The sequence below is a fragment of the Njordella calcicola genome (genome assembly GCF_056494125.1).
Genome location: NZ_CM151396.1, coordinates 1,070,004 through 1,091,221, shown reverse-complemented (window position 1 = coordinate 1,091,221; position 21,218 = coordinate 1,070,004). Strand labels below are relative to the sequence as shown.

At 52.6% G+C, this 21,218-nt stretch carries 14 protein-coding genes and 1 tRNA gene; 14 read left to right on the top strand and 1 reads right to left on the bottom strand.

Translation table 11 applies throughout. The features are described from left to right. Positions 1 to 12 precede the first annotated feature (12 nt). Complete coding sequence (locus SH302x_RS04170) at positions 13 to 1,431, top strand: DUF4832 domain-containing protein (RefSeq protein WP_479367487.1); 1,419 nt, start codon at positions 13 to 15, stop codon at positions 1,429 to 1,431. A 164-nt stretch (positions 1,432 to 1,595) separates the two neighbouring features. Here the strand turns inward: SH302x_RS04170 and SH302x_RS04165 are convergent. Next, positions 1,596 to 1,668 (bottom strand) — tRNA-Phe (locus tag SH302x_RS04165). A gap of 312 nt (positions 1,669 to 1,980) precedes the next feature. On the opposite strand from SH302x_RS04165, the gene SH302x_RS04160 reads away from it, so the two are divergent. The 13 genes from SH302x_RS04160 (at position 1,981) to epmA (ending at position 20,753) form a co-directional block, all read left to right on the top strand. Next, entirely contained in the window at positions 1,981 to 3,696 is a 1,716-nt protein-coding gene (locus tag SH302x_RS04160; RefSeq protein WP_479367486.1) for a prenyltransferase/squalene oxidase repeat-containing protein, read from the top strand. 36 nt (positions 3,697 to 3,732) lie between these two features. After that, a complete protein-coding gene (locus tag SH302x_RS04155; protein ID WP_479367485.1) occupies positions 3,733 to 4,665 on the top strand; it encodes a hypothetical protein in 933 nt (310 codons plus the stop codon). 257 nt (positions 4,666 to 4,922) lie between these two features. Then, complete coding sequence (locus SH302x_RS04150; protein ID WP_479367484.1) at positions 4,923 to 5,564, top strand: MotA/TolQ/ExbB proton channel family protein; 642 nt, start codon at positions 4,923 to 4,925, stop codon at positions 5,562 to 5,564. A 96-nt stretch (positions 5,565 to 5,660) separates the two neighbouring features. Then, positions 5,661 to 6,143, top strand: a complete 483-nt coding sequence (locus tag SH302x_RS04145) for an ExbD/TolR family protein (protein WP_479367483.1) — start codon at positions 5,661 to 5,663, stop codon at positions 6,141 to 6,143. A 50-nt stretch (positions 6,144 to 6,193) separates the two neighbouring features. Next, positions 6,194 to 6,964 (top strand): biopolymer transporter ExbD, encoded by a 771-nt coding sequence (locus SH302x_RS04140; protein ID WP_479367482.1) that lies wholly within the window; start codon positions 6,194 to 6,196, stop codon positions 6,962 to 6,964. A 31-nt stretch (positions 6,965 to 6,995) separates the two neighbouring features. Beyond that, positions 6,996 to 10,424: an outer membrane protein assembly factor BamB family protein gene (locus tag SH302x_RS04135; protein ID WP_479367481.1), complete on the top strand. Its 3,429-nt coding sequence runs from the start codon at positions 6,996 to 6,998 to the stop codon at positions 10,422 to 10,424. Positions 10,425 to 10,470: 46 nt separating this feature from the next. Next, the gene (locus SH302x_RS04130) at positions 10,471 to 12,867 is read left to right on the top strand and encodes an ABC transporter substrate-binding protein (RefSeq protein ID WP_479367480.1); all 2,397 of its coding nucleotides are present in this window, start codon (positions 10,471 to 10,473) and stop codon (positions 12,865 to 12,867) included. Continuing rightward, a complete protein-coding gene (locus SH302x_RS04125) occupies positions 12,854 to 15,085 on the top strand; it encodes a hypothetical protein (protein ID WP_479367479.1) in 2,232 nt (743 codons plus the stop codon). The genes SH302x_RS04130 and SH302x_RS04125 overlap by 14 nt, the downstream gene beginning before the upstream one ends. Before the next feature lie 204 nt (positions 15,086 to 15,289). Next, entirely contained in the window at positions 15,290 to 16,555 is a 1,266-nt protein-coding gene (locus tag SH302x_RS04120) for a hypothetical protein (RefSeq protein ID WP_479367478.1), read from the top strand. A gap of 108 nt (positions 16,556 to 16,663) precedes the next feature. Continuing rightward, positions 16,664 to 17,677, top strand: a complete 1,014-nt coding sequence (locus SH302x_RS04115) for a sugar phosphate isomerase/epimerase family protein (RefSeq protein ID WP_479367477.1) — start codon at positions 16,664 to 16,666, stop codon at positions 17,675 to 17,677. Positions 17,678 to 17,747: 70 nt separating this feature from the next. Further along, on the top strand, positions 17,748 to 18,887 hold the full coding sequence (locus SH302x_RS04110; RefSeq protein ID WP_479367476.1) for a Gfo/Idh/MocA family protein: 1,140 nt from the start codon (positions 17,748 to 17,750) through the stop codon (positions 18,885 to 18,887). Between the two features lie 15 nt (positions 18,888 to 18,902). Then, positions 18,903 to 19,754, top strand: a complete 852-nt coding sequence (locus SH302x_RS04105; RefSeq protein ID WP_479367475.1) for a sugar phosphate isomerase/epimerase family protein — start codon at positions 18,903 to 18,905, stop codon at positions 19,752 to 19,754. 27 nt (positions 19,755 to 19,781) lie between these two features. Further along, on the top strand, positions 19,782 to 20,753 hold the full coding sequence (gene epmA / locus SH302x_RS04100) for an EF-P lysine aminoacylase EpmA (RefSeq protein WP_479367474.1): 972 nt from the start codon (positions 19,782 to 19,784) through the stop codon (positions 20,751 to 20,753). The last annotated feature ends 465 nt before the right edge of the window (positions 20,754 to 21,218 follow it).

Genomic DNA, 21,218 nt, shown 5'->3' with positions numbered 1-21,218 from the left:
GCTTACTTTCCCATGAATTCAGCACAAGTGAAATCGAACATGTGTCGCTTAAGGAACCTGGGGGCCCAACAACTGCTTCTGGCAATCGTTTGCCTCCTCAGCACAGTCGCCTTGGGGTCGCCCGCAGCGCATGGGCAGACTACCACGCTCGCGCCAGGCCTAAGCCCAGTGGACAATCCACTCAAGGGTTTAGTGCCGTATTCGGCCGCGAATGTCGAGCGATTTCCGCATAGCGTTGAATTTTTCTACGTGCCCCTTCGCGACTTGATGGTCGGTCCCAATGAATATAGCTGGGAGCCATTGGAAAGGGAGCTAAACAAGGTTGCGGACCGTGGTTGCCAAGCCGTCTTGCGAATTTGGATTGAGTATCCTGGCCAAGAATCGGGACTGCCAACTTTCTTGCGAGACCAAGGCGTGAAAGTAACCCAATGGGTCAATGAGCAAGAGAATCCGCCCAAAAGCCAGTTCACGCCGGACTATGAGGATGAACGCTTGGTAAGTGCGATTGAGAGCTTCATTGCCGAATTTGGACGCCGCTATGACAACGACCCTCGCTTGGGTTTTATCACGGCCGGAATCCTTGGGGAGTGGGGCGAATGGCACAACTGGCCTCGCGATGAACTGTTCGCTTCCAAGAAGACGCAAGCTCGTGTATTGAACGCCTATACCGCAGCCTTTCACAACGTGCCGGTGTTGCTGCGATATCCGGCCGGCAAAGCTCACAAGCAACATGTCGACAATTCCGAATTGCCTTTCGGTTATCACGATGACTCGTTTGCTTGGGCCACGCTCAGCACCGATCGGGCGGGAGACTACTGGTACTACATGACTGCGTTAAAGCAGGCGGGACGCTCCGCGCTGGACAAGTGGAAGGCACAACCGATTGGTGGAGAAATCCGGCCAGAGATCTGGGGCGAGATTTTCGACGACCAACCCAAGCACCCCAACGCTCAGGACTTTGAGCAGTGCGTACGACAAACACATGTGACCTGGCTAATGGATTCAGGCATGTTCAACCGCCGGCAAAGCGAGCAGCGTCAGCAAAATGCAATGAAGTTCGTTCGTTTGATGGGCTATGATTTCTGGGTTCAGGCATCAACAATCGAGCCGGCTGACGACGGCCAAACCAAACTTTCCGTCGCGATCGTCAACCAAGGCGTGGCACCTTTTTACCGAGACTGGCCCGTGGAATTGGCTGTTATGGATCCAGCGGGCGCGATTGGCCCGGCGTTGAAAACGGATTGGACGCTAAAGGGTATTCTGCCGGCCGACCAGCCAACCGTATTAAGTGTGCTGCTGCCGTCCGAACCGTTGAAGCCAGCCAGCAAGATCCTGATGCGAGTTCGCAACCCGCTGCCCAACGGCAAACCGCTGAAATTCGCCAACGAAAGTCAGGACCGTGAAGCTCCAGGTTGGTTGACGTTGAATTGAGCAGTCCAGCTTGACCGGAGCCGACTAACAGATCCTGATTCAACCCAAAATCCCATGCCAGCGTAATAATCTATGCAGCAGGTTATTCGATTTCACCGAGAGAAGCGGAGAGCATCATGGCGTCCGAGCAGACGAAAATGCGTCCGACGGGGAATAGAAAGAAGTGGCCAGGGCCGGGATCGAACCGGCGACACACGGATTTTCAGTCCGTTGCTCTACCTACTGAGCTACCTGGCCATCTTTCCTCAAGCAATAATTATGCATGTAGAAGTGGCGAGTGCGCGAGATTGCTTTTTTCTGCCCGGGTTGTGGGAAAAGCAATCGCTTTCGCTTAGAATGCTAGTTTCTAGGCGATTGCTTCCTTGTTGTCAATTGACCTTCCTTTTTCCCATCGATCATTCAATTACTTTTCCTTACCCTGAACTGGTAAAGAACTCAGACTCATCCAATTTCCCAATCTCTGTGTAAGTCAGCTTAGATCCATTTGGTAGACCTGAACTTAGTAGACCTGAACTTTTCCGTTCGAATTTTTTCGCAGCAGGCAAACTTATGACAACCTCTTATCACGTTGCCGCAATCGCGACTGGCCGCATGCGTCGCAAGCTGGGCATTGCCACTCTGGCGCTGGCCAGTGCCACACAGGCTTTTTTGCCATCGGTTGTGCAGGCTGAAGATTACACCCCTGACTCGCCTAAAGTAAAACAAATGGTGGCTCGTGGGGTCGAGTTCTTAGAATCGCGGTACACCGCAACCTACGGCGTAGGTTACGAAGTGCTGGTCGGCTACGCAGTCTTCAAGGCGACCGACGACCCGGAACATCGTTGGGTAAAGAAAGCGCTACTGTACGCGGAGAAAGTTGCCGCCACGCCGGTTGGAAAAGACATTGAACAATATGACGAATATGTATACGCAGTCAGCGTATCAATTCAGTTGATGGCCGCGGTAGATCCGGTGAAGTACGCTCCGCAATTGCAAACCATGCTCAAATATCTGCAAGATCGACAGCGCAGCGATGGGGCCTATGGCTACAAATATAAAGAGTCGTATGCAAACACGGGCGACACTTCGCAAACTCAGTACGCGCTTTTGGGACTTTGGTCGTTGGACCATGCGCAGGTCAAGGTGCCTACCGAGATGGTGGAAAAGGCATTTAACTGGCTGCGTACAACTCAATACTCCGATGGCGGTTTTGGCTACCAAGCCCCCTCCAACTCGTATCCTCCCAATCACGTCATGACAGCCGTTGGAATGTCGGCAGTTATGATCGCAGGGGACATCTTGCAAGTCTTGCGACAAGGGGGCGGGTCAGCCGTCGCAGCGCTCAATGATTCAGAAAGCAACCAAGATTTCGGTGTTCCGGTGGCCTTTCGACGCGTGGTCGAGGACCCGGCCGCAAAATTGAAATCGAAAGTGAACCAAGGAACCGTCGCTTCTAGCGCCGATAAGGCGGATCGCTGGATCGCAGCTCGAGCTTATCAACGTCAACCTTCCTTCGGCTGGCATTACTACTGGCTGTACAGCATCGAACGGTATCAAGCATTCCGCGAAGCGATGAAAGGGCGACGCGAGAAAAGTCCGGCTTGGTATAACGAAATTGTAGAACAACTTGCCAGAACACAATCCGACGAGGGCGCGTGGGGCCGAAAGGACCCTGACGCGGGATCGGCTGAATCCTGCACGGCTTTCGCAATTCTGGTCCTGCTGCGAACCACACAAAAATCGATTGGTGAACTGAGCGAAGCGGTCGCGACCGGCGGTTTTGGCCTAAAAGCCGACATGAGTTCGGTCGACTTCAGCAGCGGTAAGGTCGAGGACAAAAAGCAATTGACCGACATCGAAGCGGCATTGCAGATGCTTGAGAACGAAAAGTTCGACAAGGATGTTTCCAGCGATTTGGCCAAACGAATTCGCCTGGACCCAGATCCTGAGAAACGCAACCAGCAGTTGGACCGCTTTGCCCGATTGTTGCGCAGCGACAGCGCCATTTCTCGTCGCGTGGCCGCCAAGATCCTCTGTCGCGGCGACAACTTAGAAATGGTGCCACACCTTATTTACGCTTTGACTGATCCCGATGGCATCACGAACATGAACGCCGAAAATTCGTTGCGGGTACTCAGCCGGCAAATGGGGACATATAAGATCCCGAAAGAGTTGCCTGACAATTCGCTGGAATTTCCTCTTGGCGTCCGCTTGGATGCCCAAGCATATTGGAAGAACTGGTATTTAAGCGTTCGGCCTGATTACATCTTTCTTCAGAACAACTAACCCTCTCCTCGTCACTTGTCGGTTTTAGGTGCCCTTATGAGCCAAGTAAATTTGGAAGCTCCAGTCGGTTCGCTATCGTCGCTGAGGACATCCAAGCGGGATAAATCCTCCAGCTTTATGTTTGCCTTGATCGTGTTTTTTGGACTTGGCGTCGTCATGCTGGGCGCGCTGTTCATCATGAAAATGCCTCGCAGTCCGGATAATTCTGTCTTGATCATCGAACCGACGCCAGCAGCTACTGAGAACCCGCCAGGGTTGGAAATGGATCCTGAACCGCTGGAAGAGCAGATTGAAGATTTGACCGAGCAGACATTGGACGAAACGCTATCCAACATCGAGGACTTTATTTCCGCAGCCTTGGATGTCGGCGGACGCAAAGCGGGGCAGGGCGATTATAGGAAACCAGGGCCCCCCGGCGAAGGTGTTGATGTGATCCCTCCCTACGAGCGTTGGGAGTTGAAGTTCTCTGCGCGAGATTTGAACGGTTATTCGCGAACTTTGGATTTCTTTAAAATTGAACTGGCGGCCGTTGGCGGCGGAGAACCACTGGTGGAATATGCAGCGGAGTTTAGCGGCACTCCCAAGACGCGTAAGGCCTCTGGCGATCAAGAACAACGGCTCTACTTCATGTATCGCAACGAAGGTCCGCTGCTGCAGTATGACCGCCAACTGCTGAAGAAGGCGGGCATCAAGACCGATGGCAGATCCATCCTCAAATTCTTGCCCCCTGAACTGCAGGCCCAGATGCAGAAGCTCGAACTGGACTATGCCAAGAAAAACAAAGGCGCGAACGTCACGGTGCTGGAGATTGCCAAAACGATTTACGAATGCCAAGTCGTCGGCAATAAAGGGTATCAATGGGTCGTCATCGACCAAAGATATCGAAAACCCAAGACAACCGCAGCGGTAGCAAATCCGTTTTCGTGGGTTAGTACAATCGAGAACGTTCCGTTCGAACTTGTTAGATGATTTTCGCACGACCGTTTTCGACAATTGCAGACACGTTTTGAGGAATCGGCCAGTTGTTTTTTGAGATCGCAGGTCGGGAACAGCGTTCGTCAGTACGGCAGCGCTGCGTGACTTGAAATCATTCCAACTGAGTCGTCTTTGAAAATGAATCCTCTAAAGTTTCTGGCGTTTGCTCCCGTGCTCGCAAAATTCAAATTATGCTATAACGTGCTCGTACACGGGCTACACTCTTTGTCCTCCTCACCTATCTTTAGCGTATGAGTCTAGAAAAAGTCTTTAATTGGGTCGGCTTCCTAAGTTATTTTGCGTTGGCTGCGGTCGCGTTGCTTGGAGCTTATTTTGTGATTTTGGTGCTCCAGCGAGTGGCTAGCAACCGCTTTAAGAGCGAAGCGGCCCAAGATGATTTCTTGGATGCAATTGAACCGGCCTTGGCCGAAGGCGATTTTGAAAGTGTGCAAGAAGCTTGCAGCGGAGACAACCGAGCGCTGGCCAAAATGGCGAACCTCGCGATTGCGAATCGACATTTGGGCCTCGCGAAATCCAAGCAGATCGCTTTAGATCGCTTTTCTCGAGACGTGCTGGCTGACCTCGATGAAAAAATCGCATGGGTAGTGACCGCGATCAAGACCGCTCCGATGTTGGGCTTGTTCGGTACGGTAATGGGGATGATGGGTGCGTTCGGCAAATTGGCCTCGTCAACTTCCGTTGAACCCTCGGCACTTGCCCAAGATATTCGGGTCGCTTTGGAAACGACGTCGATTGGATTGGCGATTGCTATTCCGTTGACGATGTGCATGGCGTTGATCAACAATCGCATTCGACAAATGCAAGACTTAGTCACCGCAGGGCTCAATCGCTTTTTTGAAGCTTACAAAATTGGCCTGAACCGTCAGCGATAGCTTTGCTGCTTAGCCTCGCGGCTAGGTCCGATTGCGGCAATTGAACTAGTTGTAGCCAAAGCCTTCACAACAGGGCAAACTTAAGCCTAGAATCCAATGAGCACAGTGGTTAGCAATTTCGACGAACAACTGCAGGAAGAGCCAGTTGCCTTCGAAAAGAAAAATTTAGCCGACGGCGAGATGGATATCACGCCGATGATCGACATCGTATTTTTGTTGCTGATCTTTTTCGTGGTCTGCTCCAAAATGACGGCCGAGCAAGCTCCGAAGGTACCGGCAGCGAAAAATGGATTACCGACCAATGTGCAGAGTTCCGTTCCGCTGATCATTACCCGCGGCAATGGCGAAACAGCTCGCGTCACGACGGAAGAAGGCCGCAGCTTTTCCGACGATGTTGAACTGCAGACGGCAGAAATTATTGAGTATGTGACCGCGGCTCTCGAACAAGGGAAAACGGACATACTCCTGCGAGCCGAAGGCGATGTGCGAAACGGTGAAATCAATCGTGTGAAAGAAGCCGTTTCCGAGGTGCTGGAAGAAGGCGCGATGATCAACATTTCCGTCACTCAAGAACAATAATCCAACTTCATTTTCGATTTTCGTAGTCACCGGGTGTAGGCAGAGTAGTCATGGCAGGAATTCGCTTCCAATGTCCAAATTGCAAAAGCCAGCGAACCGCTAACGCTCGCATGGTGGGACGCACCATTCGTTGTCCCGATTGCGATAACATGATCACCATTCCGGAGCCAGAAGCGCCCATTCCGGTGATCAGTGTGGTCCCGCTCGATCCGGCCACTCAGCCTCTCTCCAGTCGCAAAATCGCTTCCGCTTGGGCGGAAGAAGATGCGACCGGTGCCAGGACAAGCGACACCGCTCACCATGCGGACTATTCTCCCCAAGACGAACCTACCGCCGACTACAGCCGAAGTAATGATGAGGATGAGGAAGCTCCAGAGCAAGTTAGCTTGGGGGACCGACTGCCGATGGAAAATGAGATGGACATGACGCCGATGGTCGATGTCACTTTCCTGCTGCTGATTTTCTTCATGGTTACCGCGTCCTTTGCTAGTGAAAAAGTCATCCAGCAGAAGACGGCTAAAAAGGACGCTTCCAGTTCGCCGGTGGTCGAGGTGGTGGATACGCTGACGGTTCGTATCGATGACTTGAATACCTACTTGGTAATCATGCCTGATCAATCCGAAATTGATGCGTCCAATAAACAAGACTTGCTAATCGCCTTGAGTGATGCTCGAAAAGAAGGCCTTTTAGATGACGTGGAAAACGTCAAAGTAGAAGCTCACGAAGAAAGCATCCATGCGGCCCTGGTGGCTGCCCTCGACGCTTGCCGAACCGAAGGTTTAGCAAACTTTCAAGTAAAAGTTGTAGAAACGTTTGACTAATTGTGACGGAAGATGGGAACAGCATAAAAGCATGCTCGCGAATAAATTCATAGACTTATTGGAAGCAGAAAAGCTACTCGATCCAGAGATGATTGAGGAGCTGCGTAGACAAGTTGCCCAGTCTGGCAATCGCTTGCCCGTGGAGACTTTGGCCAAACTGCTGGTGGACAACGAGCAACTGACCAAGTTCCAAGCAACTCGTTTGGTGTCGCAACTCAAGAGCGGCCGAAATCCGAATCCGCCGACCGTCTCACCCGTCACAGATGCCTCCGAGGATGACGACCTGACCATCGCGAGCGTGGATGAAGATGACGAAACTGCGGACGATGTTTCGCCACGTCATCGCAACATCCCCAGCGTGGCTGTCATCGTAGACGATGATTCCGCCGAAGCCGTTGAGATTATCGAGGATGAACCGGAGGTCATTGTGGCTAGCGTCGTGGAAGACGACCGACCTGCTGCCGCCTCGGCACTCAAACGTCCCGTCCGAGTGACGACGGAAACCGCCATCGAGCCGCCTAGTCGTTGGGAAACGTTCCGAACCATCGGGGCATTCGGGATCCTGTTGTCGGTCCTGGTCATGTTTGTGTTCTTGGTCATCTGGGTCATGAAGGGCAGCGCGGAAGAGCAGCTAGAAGCAGCCAAGTCAGCCTATGAAAATCGCGACTATGTCAAATCCGTGAAGCTCTACGAACAGTTCATTTCGTCCAATGCGGCGCATGAAAAAGTAAGCTTTGCTCGCAGTCGAATCGGTATCGCGAAGATTCGACAAGCGACCGAGAACTCGGCCGACCCCTTTGCTGGCACGAAAACAGCCAAAGAGATCCTGCCAAACATTATGGACGAGTCAGGACTTTCGTCGGAACGAGCGGACTTGGCTGGCGCACTGGTCAACATTGGGGACAAACTGGTCAAAAGGGCCGAGCAAGCGAAAACCCTGGAAGAACGAAAGAGCTTCGTTGATGGACTGACTGCTCAACTGGAAATCATCCAAAACCCTCAATATATCGCCAGCCAAGAGCGACGACAAAACGAACCAAAGATCAACGCCCTGGAAGAATCTCGCCAGCGATTGCTGCGAGACATTCAACGCAGCGAGGACCATGCTAAAGCTCTTGTCGACATGAAATCTGCACTGGATAACGCCGACGCCGTAACCGCCTACCAAGTTCGACAAGTTTTGGTACGCCGCTATCCGCAGTTACAAGCCGACCCGCAGCTTTCGGAATTGCTGTTGGGAGCATCCACGATTGTACAAAACTCGGTCAAACCGTCCGCCCAGCCCCCGCGTCCTTACGAAGCCCCCGCTGCCAACAGTGATGTGAAACGCGTGTTGTTGTCCAGCAACTCAGGATCTGCGGTGACATTGTCGGAAAACAGGACGCTGTTTATCCGAGCCAAGAATGGGTTGTATGGCGTCGACGGTTCGACGGGGAAAGTCAAATGGCGAAAGTATGTAGAAGGACGCGACCAGAGCGAGGTTGTTTATGTTAGTGATTCCGCAGTAGTGGGTGATGCACAGTCGGATTGCATATTGACCGAACCTTCCATTGGACGCGTATCGCGACTGGCGGCAGAGACCGGTGAACCCGTGTGGTCTCTTGAATTCGGCAGCCCGGTATTCGATCCGTTTTTGGATCGCAATGTCTTATTCGTCACCGACAAAAGCGGCGGCGTGAGCTGCGTGGATACCGAAACCGGTGCCGTCCGCTGGAGCCAAAAGATTCCACAGCCACTTACCAGCGGCGTGAGTACTGGAACGTTGCGTCAATCCATTTTTGCAGTTGGCGAAAACGCAAATCTTTACACGCTTTCTAAACGCGATGGGAATTGTTCATCGGTATTTTACTTGGGACACGAGCCAGGAACGATTGCCGTAGCCCCGGTCGCTTTGCTTGGTCGTTTATTGGTCTTTGAAAACGTAGGGCCTGGCTACTCCCAAATCCGCGTGCTGGCCGTCAGTGACGATGAGAACTCTGTCAAAAACTCCCAAGACCCTTTGCGTTTGAAAGGCCATGTGGTTGTCGCTCCTCAAGTCGAAGGGCGGCGAATCGTCGTCGTAACGAACTTGGGCGAGATCTCTGTATTCGAGATTGAGACGGTCAATGGAAACGCGGAATTGGTCAAGATGGCGACTTTGGTTGCCAGCGAGCAACGTCCCAAAACCGCTTGGCCTCTACTGGTCGCCAATGACCTTTGGGTTGCGGCCACGCAGCTTACCAAGTACCAAATCCAAGCTTCACGGCAGCAAGTGATTCGAGAATGGGTACGCGATGATGAAGATATCTTTTTGGGCAGGCCATTAAGCTTGGAAGATTCCGTCGTGCATGTTCGCAATGTCCGCGGAACGGAAGGTGTCCGTATTACGGCCATGAGCAAAAGCAATGGCGAGCCGATCTGGGAAACCAACGTCGGCGTGCCTGTGGTGGGTTTGATCCAACAAGGCCAATCGTTCCATGCGATCACGTCTCAAGCAGCCCTGTACGTTATCGGCCGCGAGAACTTAGCCAGCGGACGGCTGGAAGGCGCAACCTCTAATCCGGGACGCAATCAACGTCAATTGATGTTCGACCGCGTCGCACGCAACGACAAAGGTGGCTTTGCGGCAGTCAACAGTCAGCGTGGCAGCCAGACGGCTTACTACAATCCATCGGCTGCTCCCGATCGTATGCTAACCATCCTTTCAACCGCTGGCGGTGACGCTCAACCCAGCGGCGATCCTGTCTGGCTGGAAGACGGCATTGCGGTGCCTCTGAATAACGGCCAACTGATGGCGATCGATCCGGGCACAGGATCGACCATCGGCTCCCCCATTCAACCACCGCTGCAGCCGGGGCAAAAGGTTTCGTGGGCAACGCCAACACTGCTGCAAGATGGTAGAACCTTGTTGGCTGCCAATTCGGATAACTTGTTGATTCGCGTATCGACCGGCAAGCAATTCAGCAAAATCAACGAAGTAGCCACTGCTAACAAAGTCGCTGGTCGCTTGGCATCGATTGGCGATGTGGTCTATGTTCCAACGGCCGGCGAGCAGTCTAGTTTCGTCGAGCTGTATAATGGCACCGACTTGTCACGCAAGAATACGCTTGCCATTGAAGGTCGTATTCCTTGGGGAACTTATGCGGTGGATGACTTCGTGCTGCTTTATAGCAACGTCGAAGGCCTAGTCGCCATCGGGTCCGATGGCCAGCGTCGCTGGACGACCAAGGTCCCGCGAATTGCCCCGATAGGATCGCCGCAACTGCAAGATGGAAAGCTTTTGGTATCGTCGGCAACTGGCGAGATCTACAAACTTGACCCAGCCAGCGGCAATATCGAAGGCGTCTTGAACGTCGGCGAACCGATTAGCACCAACCCGCTATTTGTGGGCAAAGGCATGCTGGTTCCTGGAGATGAAGGAAACATCATGGTCTTGAATGTCGTCGATTTCCAACCTTACCAAGCGGCCGAAAGCAATTAGCAGAACAGCTTCCTCCAGCAAGTTGTTTTGAACTCACGTTATCCTTATGTCAAATTGCACTTCCGATACTATTGTTCGCCAAGAGCTTTCACTCCACAGTGGATCGCTTTTTGGAATCCGCATCCCGCAATGGCTGGTTTGTCTTGTCTGCGCGTTAACCATGATGTTGGTATCTTTGCCAGCCCAAGCGCAGACGGGTGCCCTGCCTGAAGGCCAATCGCTTCTGGATGTTGATGCATTTGATTTGGTAGTGCTCACTCAGGAAGCTGGCGGGGAATCGGTTCGAGTTTACCCGATTGAATTTCCAGACCGCGTGGTGCCCAAGAACCCACCGGGAGACAGCGAACTGGAAGTCACCTTGACGATCTATCCGGACCGCAAGTACCGCGTTTTCTGGCGTGACATTGCCGAAGTGAAAACTTACGAGCTGATGATTTTGGATGCGGCGAAAGACTACATGGCTAAGGAAGATTATGCCAACGCTTTTGAACACCTGAACTACTTAATCGTCAACTACCCACGAACGCCGATGCTTAACGCCACACGGCAAGACTTCCTGATGGAAAGCGCGATGGGTTTATTTCGCAAACAGAAACTTGCCCAATCGCTGGCCGTTCTCGAAGAGATTCGCCGTTCGGAACCAGGACTCAAACCTCAACAAGTCGCCTCAGCGATCTCGCGTGTTGCGACCCAGATGCTGGAGACCTACTACAACAATGGCGAACTACAGATCGCTCAGCAGATGGTGACACGATTAAAGAGAGACTATGGCACACAGATCGCCGCGGTCGCGGAATGGGAACGACGGTTTCGCGAACTGGCTTTGCAGTATCGGCAACAAGCTGAATCTCTACTAGCACAAAAGAATTTCCGTGAGGCGCGCGAAGCAGCCCTCAAGATGCTGGAGGTCGATCCGACGATGCCCGATGGAATCGGCTTGCTAGATCGAATCGAGATGTCCCATCCGACACTGCGGGTTGGAGTATTCCAAACTACACAAAAGCCTGCTCCCACTTCTCTGACCGATTGGCCAGCTAGGCGTATCGGTTCGCTGGTGACGCGTTCGCTGTTCGAATTCCAAAATACTGGCCCCGAAGGTGGAAAGTATGACTTCCTGCTCGGCAGCTATGAAACCAGTGCCGATCAAACGGAAGTCATGCTGCAATTGAAAAAAGAAGCGGTGGCAGATTCCAGCTTGCCGGATGCTTTTGAAGTCGCCCAGTGGATGCTGCGCAAAGCGTCACCACAGAACTCAGCTTATGATGCTGGCTGGGGAGCTATTTTCCGCCGCGTCGAAGTGGATGGACGTGACTTTTTGCGAGTACAGTTGCGACAGAGCCACGTGCTGCCAGTGGCTTTCCTTCAATGGCCGATCGACGACGCCAAATCCACTAGCGCCGAGTTGGTTGCCAAAGGAACTTATCGATTTGGTCTCCAAGCGGGGGAAGAAACGTCACGACCTCAGAAGATCTTCGTGTGGAATCAAGATAACCCGCCTGCCGATCGCCAACCCATCGATGTCATTGAACAGCAATATGAAAAGCCCTATGACGCGATTGCTGATTTGCTGAGCGCTCGCATCGATGTGATTGATCGCGTGTTCCCTTCTGATGCCAAACTGCTGGCCAAAGATAAGCGAATTCGCGTGGAGCCCTATGCGCTGCCTATCGTCCACATGCTGGTACCCAAGAGCGATAACAAGTACCTCGCTTCGATCACTTTCCGCCGCGGATTGTTGTATGCGATCGATAGAGTTGGCATCCTGCAAGGACCATTATTGGGTGGCCCCATTACGCCAGAAAGCCGGCCTATCAGCGGTCCGTTTCCTGTAGGAGCCGACACCAACGATCCACTTTCTTATGCATACAATGAAAAGGTGAATCTGCTGCCCTACGATTTGAATTTAGCCAAACTGCTAGTGGAAAGCACGAAACGAAGCTTTGAAATGATGTCGGAAAAGACCAAGGAGCCGGTGCCGGAACTCACGGAACTGATCTTGGGTGTGCCCAATTTTGAAGCGGCTAAGGTCGCAGGGGAAGAGTTTGTTCAACAATGGGCGAGAATCGGCGTACCGGCCAAAGTGGTCGTGATTACCGACGAAAATGCGGATGAGAAAGTTGACCTTCTTTATGTGTCCGCAGCCGTTTGGGAACCAGCCGTCGACGCCGTGCGATTGATGGGCGAGGGCGGAGTCGCTCAGTCCGACAATCCTTTCATCGTACAAGCGCTGACCAGTTTGCGTTTAGCCCGCAACTGGCGACAAGTCCGTGCGGCATGCCAAGACATTCACGAATTGGTCGACGCTCACCTTCCGATTATGCCTCTTTATCAAATCGGCGAAGCGTTCGCTTACCGCTCGACCATTAGCGGCGTTCCCAGGCGGCCAGTTACGCTCTACCAAAACATCCATCGTTGGCGATTGACGAGTAATGCAGGAAATTAACACGCTCTACCCACCCAAGCTTCCATCTGTCCAGAGCACGACCGCGGGTCGTTCGGTGCGATGGCTGCGCCGCGCGATGGCTGCGATAGGCTGCCAGCGGGCTTGCATTGCCGCAGATGCGCTTTGGCGAGTTGACCACGATGGCCACAATCTCTGGAGAAGAAGTTCAGCCGCTAGCGGCGCTGGGGCAGTGGGGCTTGTGGCTTTCATCTGCCTGATGCTGGCTCCTAAGCTGCACGCGCAAACGCCTGAACGCAATGTCCTGCCGTGGGAGTTCAAACCCTATGAGGTCCACTGCTGGTTGGGTGTGGATCCTGCGCTCAATTGGGGCGCAGAACGTCGAAAGGCCGTTCAAGAAGCAATCATCGATTCGATCGAATCCAAATTTGGTCCGGTGGTAACGGTATCTGCGGAACCAGTTCCTATGACCTTCGAGGGTGATGTCCTGTACTCACCCGATGCGCTGAGTATCCCGGCACTTTTGGGACGCGAATTAATCGTCGCCACTTCACGAGTCCATCCTGAAGGAAAAGAAGCTCGTACGTTCGTTTCGGCCATGGAGAAATTTGATACCGTGGCGATCAATCCGGCATATGCCGATCGAGTGCGAAGCGCTCTGACAGCTCATCCCGATTTCGAAGGCGGCGATGAATTGCTGAAGCGACTGCAGGTTGCTCAAGGTCCCTCCACCGACACCGATGGCAACGATCCTGTGGCTGTCGCCCTTGCCAAAGGCGAAATCGGGATCGCTTTTGTGACGCGTTCATTTGCCAAAGCAAACGCTAAGGACGTCCGTCCGTTGCCGCTGGTCTATCCGTGGCACTTGCAAAGCGAACTGGCCGTGCATGACAAAATCCACACGATCAATCTTCGCCGTTTGGACTATGGCATCGGTATTGAAGTCCGCGAGATTGATTGCTTGTTCCGAACGGTAGGGCCTTTGTTGAGCTACATGGCGATCAGCGAAAACGAAATTGCCGAACATGTGGCATCGCTGTCAGCGGAAGCGTTTATTCCGTACGTCCGCATGGAATCGGCGGATGACAAGGTCGCCAAAGTCCGTGTCCGCGGCGGAGAGCTGATTCCGAAAGATAACATGACCAAGAATCCTTGTTTCATCGGCAAAGGAGACGTGCTGCGACCGACGATCCGCCGCGATGCGTTAAGCGGCGAACCGACGTTGATACAGACCGTCCCTTGGACTTATCTGGTCGCTTTTGAGCAAAACGAAGCGAATCTGGAATGCGCGATCTATTCAGGTGTCCGCGGAGCGCTTTTGGGACGCCCGAACCGACGACTTTTCCGCATGGCCACCTTGGTCAAACCTACCCACAGTTCGACCGACCTAAAACTGCGCGTGGCCAATTCGCCAACTCGCATCGTTCCTGGCAGCAGTATTTATCGCCGAACTCCTGGTGGTGACGATTTGGAACTAGTGGGTCGCTCCGATTGGCGTGGGATCATTGAGATCCGAGAGCAAACCAATCCTGAAGTAATCTTTGAACGCTCGACACCAACGCCGACTGCAGCCAAAGACCAGCCATCGGAAGCTCAACCAGCAGTCGCTGCCGATACAACACCCGCAGCAACGGACGCTCCTGCTCCTGCCAACGCGACGCCGGAAGCGGACAAGGTGGCGACCGCTTCTAGTGGGAACACCACTTCGGCAACGCCCGCTAAAACTGCCGCTGCGGCCGAGGAACCGCCCAAGGAAAAGATTCAAGCCAACGCGCCACTTTACTTTTACTTTGTCAAAAGCGGCAATAGCTTATTAGCAAAATTGCCTATCGTGACCGGTGACGAGATGACGCAGATCGCGGACCTTCCCGACGATAGCAAGCGTCTTGAGGCCGAAGCGTTTGTCAAAGGGCTGGAAGGTCGGATTTTCGACATTGTGGCACTGCGTATGATCCTGGCTCAGAAGATTGAGATGGCGATTGAAGCGAACACGCCGCAGAAATTGCAAGAAGCTCAGGAACTGCTCAAGCAACTCAGGTTCACCAAAGACTATGAATCCTTCTCGGAAGATTTGAATTCGATCCAGAGCCGAATTTTGACGTCTGGGACCTCCATTCCTCGCGGAGCACAGAAACGCATCGACAAAATGTTCGATGATACCCGCAAAAGCCTTCAAAAATACCTTCAGGGCAGCGGCAACGTGCGGGAACTTGAAGTCCGCATTCTTGAGAAGCAAAAATCGATGCCCGCGCCTGAGTAGAATCTCGCGTCTCCAGCGCGGAGCGTCGCTGGCCAGAGGAGCTCTCACTCGCTGCATTCTTGGCGATTAGTATGCTTGAACGGAACTATTGGGCCAGCTACAACAATGCAATAGTTTCAGCGAACCATTCCGGCAAAGCTCTGGAAGCACTTCGCCCCGCCTGCTTTCTTTCCATCGAAACCTCTCAATCTAACCATCCTTGCCATGACGACCACCAAACTTGATTCCAAACTTGTCAAAGGCGACAGCGTTGCCGCGATCCTCGACCGAGCGTTCGATGCTGGCCAAGGGTTGCTGCGACTGACCCCCACCTGGGTTCCTCGCAGCTTTTTGCATCCTGGACGGCGCATTAAACTGCATCCCGACGACCTGTATGCGTTCGGAGCTGATCGCGGAGGGATTGACGAACGTTGGTTTGGTTCGACGACAGAAGCGGCTAATGAGGGGCGGGTTTGGCACGAAGGCTTAAGCTTCTGTAGCTTTGAAGGTAAACATTTTTTGCTCCGCGATGCGATGCAAGAACTCGGCGATCGCTTGATCGGCAAACCGATGTTCAGCAAGTACAACCGCTGGCCCGTCTACTCCAAATTCTTTGACAACATGGGGCCTATCCCTCACCACATGCATCAGCGAGCCGAAGACGCGGCGCTGGTGGGACAAGAAGGCAAGCCCGAGAGTTATTACTTCCCGCCGCAGTACAACAACGTCGACAATAACTTTTGCTATACGTTCATGGGGCTGGAGCCAGGCACGACGAAAGACCAATTGCGAAAGTGCTTGGAGAACTGGAATCGTGGTGACAACGGAATTCTTGACCTGTCGAAAGCTTACCGATTAAAGCGTGGCACCGGCTGGCTGATTCCGCCCGGTGTTCTGCACGCTCCCGGTTCCTTGTGCACGTACGAGCCACAGTGGGGCAGCGATGTTTTTGGGATGTTCCAATCGATTGTCGAAGGGCGTTATGTGCCTTGGTCGCTGCTAGTGAAAGACATGCCTGCCGACAAACACCAGGATTTGGATTTTATCATTGGGCAATTGGACTGGGAAAAGAACATCGATACCCATTTCAAAGACAACAACTACATCGAACCGATCGTAGACAAGGCACGCAGCGGTGCTGGCTACACCGACCGCTGGATTGTCTACGGCAGCATTGATGGGCAACAGTTATTCAGTGCCAAGGAACTCACGATTGAACCCGGCGCGAAATGCATTTTGAAGGATGCAGGTGCGAGCAGTTGGATTACCGTCCAAGGCAAAGGTCGCATCGGTCAATTGGCCTTGCAAACGCCTGCTATGATTCGATTCGGACAAGAGACCCAAGACGAAGTCTTCATTAGCTTTGAAGCGGCAACTGCGGGCGTTGAAATCGAAAACACCGGCAGCGAACCATTGGTCGGCTTGCGATACTTTGGCCCAGATGTTCACAGCGACATGCCCGCCAATGGTGCCTGGCAAAATCAGCGCTAGCTCGCACCAAACGTCAGTGGAAGTATCTAAATAGATGCGTTGAAGTTCTTTCGCGCATCGTCCCCCAACAGCACTCTTATAAATTCCAACAAACAACGAGGATAAGCGATGAGCCTGAAACTCCATAATGCAATGTGGCCCGGATTGGTAGGAAAAGGCGACGGCCCCGATCAAGAGCCACCTATTTCGCTCCAGCGGATGCTCGAATTGACCGCTGCGGCTGAAGTCGACGGCCGGAAGTTTGATGGAATCGATTACTTCCTATTTCACCCACATACCGACCCCAACGCCAGCGATGATGACCTACGCAAAATAGCCGACCAGATCCAGAGCTTTGGTTTCAGCGTCGGCTCCCTAGTGGCTCCGATTTGGCCGGGGACTGTCGGCGATTCGGCCATGGGCGACGACGCCGCGCAAGCCAAGTTCCTGGATGCGATCAAGGTTGGCTGCCGTATTGCCAAGATTTTTAATGAGCATGGTGTGCGTAAGTATGGAGTCATCCGGTTGGATTCAGCGGAATTCGGAATCGAGAAATGGCGAACCGATGCCAAAGCCAATACGGCTCGAATTGTCGACACGTTTCAAAAGGCGGCCAAAATTGCAGAGGACCACGGCGAGCGGTTGGCGGCCGAAGGCGAGATTTGCTGGGCTGGCATCCACTCATGGAAGGACGTCCTCGATATCCTTGAAGGGGTCGGCATGCCCAAGACTTTTGGCTTCCAAGCCGATCTTGCTCACACCTACCTGTACTTGTTGGGATACAACTCGCCCGAGCATGCGTTGCTGCAACCCAACTACAGCGAAGAAGAATTCTATGCTGCCTACAAGCAGATGACAGATAAGCTTCGACCTTGGACAATCGATTTCCATGTGGCGCAAAACGATGGCGAAGTCCATGGTGCTGGGGCTCATGACAAGACCGGTAAGCATTGCCGGGCAGATGACCCCAACGGCAAGCTTGATATCGTCCGATGTTCCAAATATTGGCTGCAAGACTATGCCCAGCGAGGGATCGAGCATATCTGCTGGGACGGATGCATGTTTCCGAACGCCACATTAGAAGATCCTAATACATGGAAAACGATCTTGGCGAAAATGATCGACGTTTCAAAGGCCGTGTAGAGACTCGACGTCGACTCACATTGTTACTTTCACCGTTCACTCCATTTCATTTCTCACGCGAACATTACTTATGAGCAAGAAGAAACCTCTCCGTATTGGCATGATTGGCTACGGCTTTATGGGCCGCACCCATTCCAATGCTTACTCGAAAGTGAATCACTTTTTTGACCTGGAGTACCAACCGGTTCTGCAAGCGGTTTGTGCTAGGAATGCGGAAAAGGTCCAAGCATTTGCGGATCAGTGGGGCTACCAAAGCATTGAAACGGATTGGCGTAAACTTCTGCAACGCTCCGATATTGATGCGGTCGATATTTGCACACCGAACAACCTGCACAAAGAGATCGCTATCGAAGCAGCCAAGGCAGGCAAAATGATCTTGTGCGAGAAACCGCTGGCCATGGATGTTGCGGAAGGCGAAGAGATGTGCGAAGCGGTTGAGAAGGCCGGAGTCGCAAATACCGTTTGGTATAACTACCGCCGAATCCCGGCCGTCACGATGGCCAAACAATTAATCGATGAAGGACGCTTGGGACGGATCTTCCACTATCGCGCCCTTTTCCTGCAAGACTGGACGATCAATGCGGATGTACCTCAGGGGGGGGCAGCAACCTGGCGGTTGGATGTTGAGGCCGCTGGCTCTGGAGTTACTGGAGACCTGTTGGCTCATTGCATCGATACCGCCATTTGGCTCAATGGCAGCATCAAAGACGTTTCAGCGATGACCGAAACGTTCGTGAAAGAACGCGTCCATGCGGAGACCGGTAAAAAACAAGCGGTCGGAATTGACGACGCGGCAGCCTTTCTGGCCCGATTTGAAAATGGATCCTTAGCGACTTTTGAGTCAACACGTTATGCACGTGGACATAAAGCTCTGTATACGCTGGAGATTAACGGCGAACACGCTTCAATTTCGTGGGACTTGCACGACCTTCACCGCTTGCGTTGGTTCGACCACCGCGATGAAGGTAAACTGCGTGCTTGGAAGAGCATTCACGTCTCCGACAGTGATCAGCCTTATATGAAACACTGGTGGGTGCCTGGTCTGCAAATTGGTTATGAGCATTCCTTTGTGCATCAAGTCGCCGATTTCTTGCAAGCGATCTCTGAGGGCAATCCATGCCCGCCGACTTTCCGCGATGCTTTAGAAACGCAAAAGGTTTGCGACGCAGTGTTGGCCAGTGCGAAAACGGGTCAGTGGAAAAACATTTAAGTAAAGGTTTACAATATGAAATATGGAATGAATTTATTGCTTTGGTCCGGCGAAATCACCGAAGCGATGCTGCCGACTCTAGAGCAACTAAAGAAGATTGGCTTTGACGGGGTTGAGATTCCCGTATTCAACCTAGGTTTGGACTACGACAAACTGGGGAAGCAGCTCGATAACTTGGGCTTGGAACGCACTGCGGTCACCGTTCGCAACTTGGAAGATAATCCCATTTCACCCGATGCCGCAGTGCGTGCCAAGGGCGTTGACCTCAATAAGAAAACGCTGGACTGTTGCGCGGCGATGGGAGCTCAAACACTGGTTGGCCCCTATCATTCCGCCATTGGACATTTCTCGGGCAACATGACAACCACCGACGAATGGAAGTGGGGCCTTGAGAGCATTCGAGCAACCGCTGAGCATGCGGGCCAAGTCGGTGTCATGCTCGGGCTGGAACCCCTCAATCGGTTTGAAGTTTATTTCCTCAACGCCCAAGCCGATGCAGCGAAGTTCTGCCGTGAAATCAACCACCCCAATTGCCGTATGATGTACGATACCTTCCATGCCAATATTGAAGAGAAGAGCATCTCGCAGGCATTGCACGCGGTAAAGGACATGCTGTGTCATATCCACATCAGCGAAAACGACCGCAGCACACCAGGGTACGGTGGCGTGAACTGGAAGCAAACATTCGACGCCATTCGTGACATCGGATACGACGGTTGGCTAGTGGTGGAAGCCTTTGGACTGGCACTGCCGGAGATTGCAGCGGCTACTAAGATTTGGCGGAAGATGTTTCAGGACGAAATGCAGTTGGCTCGTGAAGCTTACGCGTTTATGAAACAACAAATGGCCATGCGTGGGATCGCTTGATACCTTTAACGAAGCATTCACATTCGAATGACTAGCTTTCACAGTACCGCGAATGCCGAAACGCTGCAAAGGCGTTCGGCCATGCTACGCGCGGTACGTGGTATTTTTGATCGCTACGATTTTATCGAAGTTCAACCGCCGGTGCTTTCTGCCGAATTCGTAATCGATCGGCATATTGACCCAATTTCCGTTCGCATGCCCCATCCGGAAACTCGCGAAGAAGCAGTTTTCTATCTGCAAAGCTCACCGGAGGCGGCCATGAAACGCGTCATGGCCAGCACGGGGCTGGAACGCATCTACTCCATTGGCCCCGTGTTCCGGATGGATGAATCAGGCCCGCTGCACAACCCTGAGTTCACGATGGCCGAGTGGTATCGCGTTGGGGATACGCTCGAGAGCGCTTGCAAGTTCCAAGAATACTTATTGCAGATCATGGTGGGCGTAAGCTATGTAACACGAGTGCGATTTGCCGATGCTTTCCAGCAGCACACCGGGTATGATTTGTTTGCCGCGGACCTTGAAACCTTTGCTAAAATCGCCACCGATTTTGACCTTGGCGTTGATCGCAGTTTTTCTTCGGACTGGGATGACTGGGTCAATCTGATCTTCTCGCAAGTTCTACAACCGAAACTGGGACACAATTGCCTTACGTCGGTCACGCACTTTCCCGCCTCTCAAGCTGCGTTGGCCAAAAAATGCGACGCAGACCCGCGGACTGCCGAGCGTTTCGAAGTCTTCTACAGCGGTGTCGAATTGGCCAACGGCTATTGCGAACTACTGGACGCGGACGAGTTGGAACAGCGCTGCGAAGAAGAGAATCGGAAACGTGCTCAAGATGGCAAAGCTCTATTGCCTATGCCCATGCGTTTGCTTGAGGCAGTCCGCTCGGGTTTACCTGCCATGAGCGGCTGCGCGATGGGAATAGATCGCATTCTGGCACTGGACGCGGGGCTAGCGACCATCCGCGAGACCATGTGCTTTCCTACTGAGCTAGCATAAGATTGTTTATTTTCTGACAGCTCCAACAATTTCTTTTCGTGCGTGACCAGACGTGTCAAACACCTGCCGTTTAATATGTTAGTCAAGCATGCGGCAGCGGCGGTGAACGTCGCAGAATGAATTTTCAATGATTCATTTTGCAAACTTTGAAACCGCTATTGTAAGTTCTGACCATTGTTTCCTAGAATGCTAGCACAGCGTTCAGGCGTTATCAGTAATAAAGTGTGACAAGTTCAACGAGCCAAAATGGCACTTAGGTGTGCGAAGACGAAGCGCGCTGTGCTTCGCATGTCAACGGTGACCGGTAAATACCTCAAGGAACTTGATAAAAACTTCAATTTTCAATTGAACAACACCAATATTTTTAGCGTCCTTAACGAAGTAGCGAAGATAACAGGATAAGACGTTTTTGTTTTTTTCGAAATTGGGCTCAAGATTGCGGATAAACTTGGCATCAAGTTTGCA